Origin of the sequence: Sphaerotilus sp., from assembly GCF_013299175.1 — a bacterium.
GTDB lineage: Bacteria > Pseudomonadota > Gammaproteobacteria > Burkholderiales > Burkholderiaceae_C > Sphaerotilus.
In genome coordinates this window covers 1-5,889 of the sequence record NZ_JAAFKF010000157.1, presented here as the reverse complement: position 1 = coordinate 5,889, position 5,889 = coordinate 1, and the positions used below count along the sequence as shown (strand labels likewise).

Sequence of the window (5,889 nt, the reverse complement as noted above, 5' to 3'; positions counted from 1 at the left end):
TCATCGGCGATGGTGCGATGACCGCCGGCATGGCCTTCGAGGCACTGAACAACGGCGGCATGCCCCACGCCGGGCAGGAGCCGAACCTGCTGGTGGTGCTCAACGACAACGACATGTCGATCAGCCCACCGGTCGGCGCGCTCAACAAGTACCTCGCCCGGCTGATGAGCGGCAAGTTCTACGCCTCGGCCCGCGAAGGCGCCAAGCAGGTGCTGAAGAACACGCCCCAACTGCTGGAGCTGGCCCGCCGCTTCGAGGAACACGCCAAGGGCATGGTCGTGCCCGGCACGATCTTCGAGGAATTCGGCTTCAACTACGTCGGCCCGATCGACGGCCACGACCTCGACGCACTGATCCCGACGCTGGAGAACCTGCGCGACCGCAAGGGCGCACAGTTCCTGCACGTCGTCACCAAGAAGGGCTACGGCTACAGGCTGGCCGAAGCCGACCCCATCGCCTACCACGGCCCCGGCAAGTTCGACCCCGCCATCGGCCTGGTCAAGCCCGCCACGCCCCCGAAGCCGACTTTCACGCAGGTCTTCGGCAACTGGCTGTGCGACATGGCGGCGGCCGACCCCAAGCTCGTCGCCATCACGCCCGCGATGCGCGAAGGCTCGGGCATGGTCGAGTTCCACAAGCGGTTCCCGGACCGCTACTTCGACGTGGGCATCGCCGAACAGCACGCCGTGACCTTCGCCGCGGGGTTGTCCTGCGAGGGCACGCGCCCGGTGGTCGCCATCTACTCGACCTTCCTGCAGCGCGCCTACGACCAGCTCATCCACGACGTGGCGCTGCAGAACCTGCCGATGGTGTTCGCCCTCGACCGTGCCGGTCTGGTCGGTGCGGACGGTGCGACGCACGCCGGCGCGTATGACATCGCCTTCGTGCGCTGCATCCCGAACATGGCGATGCTGACCCCCGCCGACGAGGCCGAGCTGCGCCAGTCGCTGACCACCGCCTACCGCCACGACGGCCCGGTCGCCGTGCGCTACCCGCGTGGCAGCGGCGTCGGCACGGTCGCGGCCACGGGCAACAGCTTCGAGACGCTGCCGTGGGGCCGTGGCGAAGTGCGCCGCACCGCCAGCCTCGTCGCCGGCCGACCGGGCAGCCCGCGCATCGCCCTCCTCGCCTTCGGCAGCCTGCTCTACCCGGCGCTCACCGCGGGTGAAACGCTGGATGCCACCGTCGCCAACATGCGCTTCGTCAAGCCGCTGGACGGCGCGCTGGTCGAGGAACTGGCCCGCACGCACGACGCGCTGGTCACGGTGGAAGAAGGCTGCACCATGGGCGGCGCCGGCTCCGCGGTCGCCGAACACCTCAACGCCGCCGGCATCACCGTGCCGATGCTGCACCTCGGTCTGCCCGACCGCTTCATCGAACACGGCGACCCGGCCTTCCTGCTCGCGCAGTGCGGGCTGGACGCAGCGGGCATCGAAGCCTCGGTGCGGCAACGCTTTGGTCAGGTCGGGCTGCTGCGCCCGGTGGCCAACGCCTGAAGACACCCCAGTCCCCGGAACTTGTTCAGCACCAACCGAATCGAACCGCCCATGCATGTCCTCTCTGACGGTTTTGGCGGCCTGCTCCGCCTGGTGGTGCGCCTGTCCTTGCTCGCGGCGGGCGCGGTGTTCTTCATGAGCCTGCTGGTGGCCGGCGTCGTCGTCGCGGGGGCCTACACGCTGTGGAGCCTGCTGCGCGGCCGGCGCCCGACGCTGCAGGATATCCTGCGCTTCCAGCGCGGACACGGCCGCAGTGGCTGGACCGGTGGCATGGGCGCCCGAGCCACCCCACGCAGCCGCACCACCGCATCGGACGATGTCATCGAGGTACAGGCCCGCGAGATCACCCGCGTGGTGCGCTGACCCTCAGCCCGGACGGTCGATGATGCTGGGCAGGTCGGCGACGGGGCCGGCCTGGTGCGACCCGTCGGGCATGGTGCCGCTGCGCGGTACCGAAGCCGCTGCTGGCGCGCCAAAGCGCCGCACCAGCAGGGACCGCACCAGATGCCACAGCGGTTTGGGGTCACGCAGACTGGCGTACTGGTACACCAGCCCTGGCCGCAGCACTGTCGACAGGTAGCCACCCCACCCCCACTCGCCGACGCGCCGGTACGCACGGAAGGCGTGGAAATCCAGTCCGGCGTTGAGGTAGCGCAGCCCGAAACGCCGTGGCGCCGCGGGCAGCCGCGGCAAGGCACAGGTGGCGCGGTACGCCAGCCACGCCAGGTTCACCCCGGCACGGGCCGCCAGGATGCTGGTCTGGCTGGTGCGCGGGTTGATCTCGATGAGCATGGCACGCCCGGTGCGGGCGTGGCGCTTGAAGTTCATGTTGGCGATGCCGCGAAAGCCCAGCGTCTGCAGGATCTCGACCGCCTCGGACTCCAGCGCCGGCCAATGCACGCTCTCGACATGGCACCCGCTGCCGGCATGGATCGGGAAGGTGCGCCACTTGCGTGCGGTGTAGCTCGCCTGTGCGCAGCCCTCGGGATCGACGTAGACATGCACGCTGTAGTGTTCTTCGTCCAGGCCGGGGATGTACTCCTGCACCAGCACCTCCAGCCCATGGGGCGCCAGCAGGCCGCACAGCCGCATCAGCTCCGCAGGATCGTCCACCAGCAGCGCCTTGGCACGCGCCACGGCCGGATCGAGTCCCGGGTGTTTCCAGGCCACGGGGTGGGTGGGCTTGACGATGACGGGATAGTCCACCGTGTGGCTCAACGCGGCGGCGGCCTCCATCGTGCGTGGGCTGAAGGTGCGCGGCACGGGCAGGCCAAGCTGCTCCGCCACCACGCCGAAGGCTCGCTTGTCCATCAACAGACGTGCCACGTCGGGCAGCGCCGTGACGCTGCGGCAGACGGTGGCGAGCGGGAGTTCCAGCGCCAGCAGCGCGGCCAGATCGGGATCGGCGGAGGGGAACACTGGCAGCAGCGCCTGGTGCTCCGCCTGCAGCCCGCGCAACAAGACCAGCAGGCGCGCCGGGTCGCGCGTGAAGTCGGGCAGGTGGTGGAAGGCCACGCAGTACCGGGAATGGCGGGATGGCGGCTGCGCTTCCTCGGCCACCACGATGACTGGAACCCCTTGCTCGCCAAGGGCACGCACCAAGTTGAGATCGGCTTCAGGTGCTCCTTGGCAGGACAGCACCACGGCGGGAAGGAGCAACGGGTCAGTACGGCTGGACATGCGCGACAACAGACCTTGCGGTCACATGAAAACAGCCCCTCTTTTACCGTAAATGAAACAATTGACACACACGGCACACGCGGAACCCGGCCCCCAAGGAAGCAGTGCCATCAAAAAATCACGAACCAGCCGCACCGGCCTCCAGCACCCGCAGCAAATCCTGCCCATAGGCGTCCAGCTTCTTCGCGCCAACACCGCTGATGTGGCCGAGTTCAGCCAGCGAGGTGGGCTGGCGGCGCGCCATCTCGGCCAGCGTGGCGTCGTGGAAGATGACGTAGGCCGGCAGACTGTGCGCCCGTGCCACGTCGGCACGCCACTGGCGCAGCGCCTCGAAGCGGGCGATCTGCGGCGCGTCGAGATCGGCCGGCGCCACTTTCTGGCCACGCGGCGCGGTGCTGTCGGCCACGCCACCGCGGGTCCGCGAGCGGCTGCGGCGCGGTGCTTCGGCCGGTGTCCGCATCCGCAGACGGACCTCGCCGCGCAACACCGTGCGTGCCGTGTCGGTCAGCGACAGCGTGCCGTAGTCGCCCTCGGCCACGACGTGGCCCAGCGCCACCAGTTGCCGCAGCACCGCGCGCCACTGCTGCTCGCTCAGGTCGGCGCCGATACCGAAGGTGCTCAGGGACGCATGGCCGTACTGATCGACCTTCTCGGTGCGCTTGCCGCGCAGCACGTCGATCAGGTAGGCCACGCCGAAGCTGCGCGCCCCGTGCGCCTCGCGGCCATGCTGCACGAAGCGGTAGATGCAGGACAGGGCCTTGCGGGCGGCGTCGGTGCTGTCCCAGGTGACAGGCGGGTGCAGGCAGTTGTCGCAGTTGCCGCAGGGCTGGCTGTCCTCGCCGAAATAGGCCAGCAGCCGCACGCGCCGGCAGTCGTGCGCCTCGGCCAGCGCCAGCAGCGCGTCGAGCTTGCCGCGCTGCACCCGCTTGAAATCGTCCGCAGCCGGACTCTCGTCGATCATGCGGCGCTGGTTCACCACGTCGGCCAGCCCGTAGGTCATCCACGCATCGGCCGGCGCCCCGTCACGTCCACCGCGGCCGGTTTCCTGGTAATAGCCCTCGATGTTCTTGGGCAGGTCGAGGTGGGCAACGAAGCGCACGTCCGGCTTGTCGATGCCCATGCCGAAGGCGATCGTCGCCACCATCACCAGCCCCTCCTCGCGCAAGAAGCGGTCCTGGTGCCGCTTGCGCACGCCCGCATCCAGCCCGGCGTGGTACGGGAGCGCCGGGATGCCCTCGTCCTGCAGCCACGCCGCCGTTTCTTCCACCTTCTTGCGGCTGCCACAGTAGACGACACCGGCATTGCCTTCGTGCTCGTCGCGCAGGAAGCGCAGCAGTTGCGTGCGGGCGTTGTCGCGCTCGACGATGGTGTAGCGGATGTTCGGGCGGTCGAAGCTGCTGATGAACAGCCTGGCGTCCTGCAACTGCAGCCGCTCGATGATGTCGGCGCGGGTGTGGTCGTCGGCGGTCGCGGTCAGGGCGATGCGCGGCACGTCGGGGAAACGCTCGTGCAGCGCCGACAGCCCGAGGTATTCCTCGCGGAAATCGTGGCCCCACTGGCTGACGCAGTGCGCCTCGTCGATGGCGAAGAGCGAGAGCTGGCCGCGGGCGTGCAGCGACTCCAGCATGGCGAGGAAACGCGGGGTCAGCAGCCGCTCGGGCGCGGCGTAGAGCATGGTCAGCCGGCCCGACAGCAGCCCCTGCTCGACCGAGGCGGCCTGCTGCGGGGTGAGCGTCGAGTTGAGGAACGCCGCCTCGACGCCCACCTCGTCGAGCGCACCCACCTGGTCCTGCATCAGCGCGATCAGCGGGCTGACGACCACCGCCACGCCCCGCCCCGCGCGGTGGCGGACGATGGCGGGGATCTGGTAGCACAGGCTTTTTCCCCCGCCGGTCGGCATGAGCACCAGCGCGTCGCCGCCGCCGATGAGCTGGTCAACGATGGCCTGCTGCTGGCCGCGGAAGGCGGGATAGCCGAAGACATCGGCCAGCACCTCGCGGGCGGCGGTGGCGGCGGTGGCGGAGATGGCGGCAGGGGTGGGGGTGGCGGTGTGCATACGGGGCGCGATGGTAGCCGGGTGGGCGGTGGGCTTCGATCCCTCTCCGGGGGGATCTGCCCGCGTCTGCAGCACTGGCACAATCTCACACGTTTTCAAAGGAGCGAGCGGCCATGGCCTCCGTCAACAAAGTCATCATCCTCGGCAATCTCGGGCGCGACCCGGAGATGCGCTACACCCCCAGTGGCTCGGCCATCTGCAGCCTGCGTGTGGCCACCACGCGCAACTGGAAGAACAAGGACAGCGGCGAGCGCGTCGAAGAAACCGAATGGCACTCGGTGGTCATGTACGACCGCCAGGCCGAGATCGCGGGCGAGTACCTGAAGAAGGGCCGCCCGGTCTACATCGAAGGCCGCCTGAAGACCCGCAAGTGGCAGGACAAGGACGGCAACGACCGCTACACCACCGAGATCGTCGGCGAGACGATGCAACTGCTGGGCGGGCGAGAAGACAGCGGTGGCGGTGGCCGCAGCAGCGGTGGCGGCAGCTCCGAGTATGGCGATGACATGGGTGGTGGCGGTGGTGGCTATTCGCCAGCACCGGCTCCGCGTGCGGCAGCACCCCGTCCGCCCGCCGCCCCGCCGCGGGCGCCCGCGCCACGCCCGGCACCGGCCCCTGCGCCGAAGTCATCGACGGGGTTTGATGACATGGATGACG

5 protein-coding genes are annotated in these 5,889 nt (G+C 69.4%); 3 read left to right on the top strand and 2 right to left on the bottom strand.

Annotation, left to right across the window (positions count from 1 at the left end):
* The coding region (gene dxs / locus QZW52_RS18215) for a 1-deoxy-D-xylulose-5-phosphate synthase (RefSeq protein WP_294001329.1) at positions 1-1,496 on the top strand (1,496 nt) is incomplete at its 5' end.
* Between the two features lie 51 nt (positions 1,497-1,547).
* A complete protein-coding gene (locus QZW52_RS18210) occupies positions 1,548-1,859 on the top strand; it encodes a hypothetical protein (protein WP_294001327.1) in 312 nt (103 codons plus the stop codon).
* Between the two features lie 3 nt (positions 1,860-1,862).
* Here the strand turns inward: QZW52_RS18210 and QZW52_RS18205 are convergent, their stop codons facing one another.
* Both QZW52_RS18205 and recQ read right to left on the bottom strand, forming a co-directional pair.
* Positions 1,863-3,176: a carboxylate--amine ligase gene (locus tag QZW52_RS18205; RefSeq protein ID WP_294001324.1), complete on the bottom strand. Its 1,314-nt coding sequence runs from the start codon at positions 3,174-3,176 to the stop codon at positions 1,863-1,865.
* 118 nt (positions 3,177-3,294) lie between these two features.
* On the bottom strand, positions 3,295-5,232 hold the full coding sequence (gene recQ / locus QZW52_RS18200) for a DNA helicase RecQ (RefSeq protein ID WP_294001321.1): 1,938 nt from the start codon (positions 5,230-5,232) through the stop codon (positions 3,295-3,297).
* Between the two features lie 113 nt (positions 5,233-5,345).
* On the opposite strand from recQ, the gene ssb reads away from it, so the two are divergent.
* On the top strand, positions 5,346-5,889 hold a 544-nt coding region (ssb, locus tag QZW52_RS18195; protein WP_294001319.1), incomplete at its 3' end, for a single-stranded DNA-binding protein.

Bases quoted from the DNA above. Each gene is read 5' to 3' on its own strand.
- QZW52_RS18210 (WP_294001327.1), top strand. From the start codon at position 1,548: ATGCATGTCCTCTCTGACGGTTTTGGCGGCCTGCTCCGCCTGGTGGTG.
- QZW52_RS18205 (WP_294001324.1), bottom strand. From the start codon at position 3,176: ATGTCCAGCCGTACTGACCCGTTGCTCCTTCCCGCCGTGGTGCTGTCC.
- recQ (WP_294001321.1), bottom strand. From the start codon at position 5,232: ATGCACACCGCCACCCCCACCCCTGCCGCCATCTCCGCCACCGCCGCC.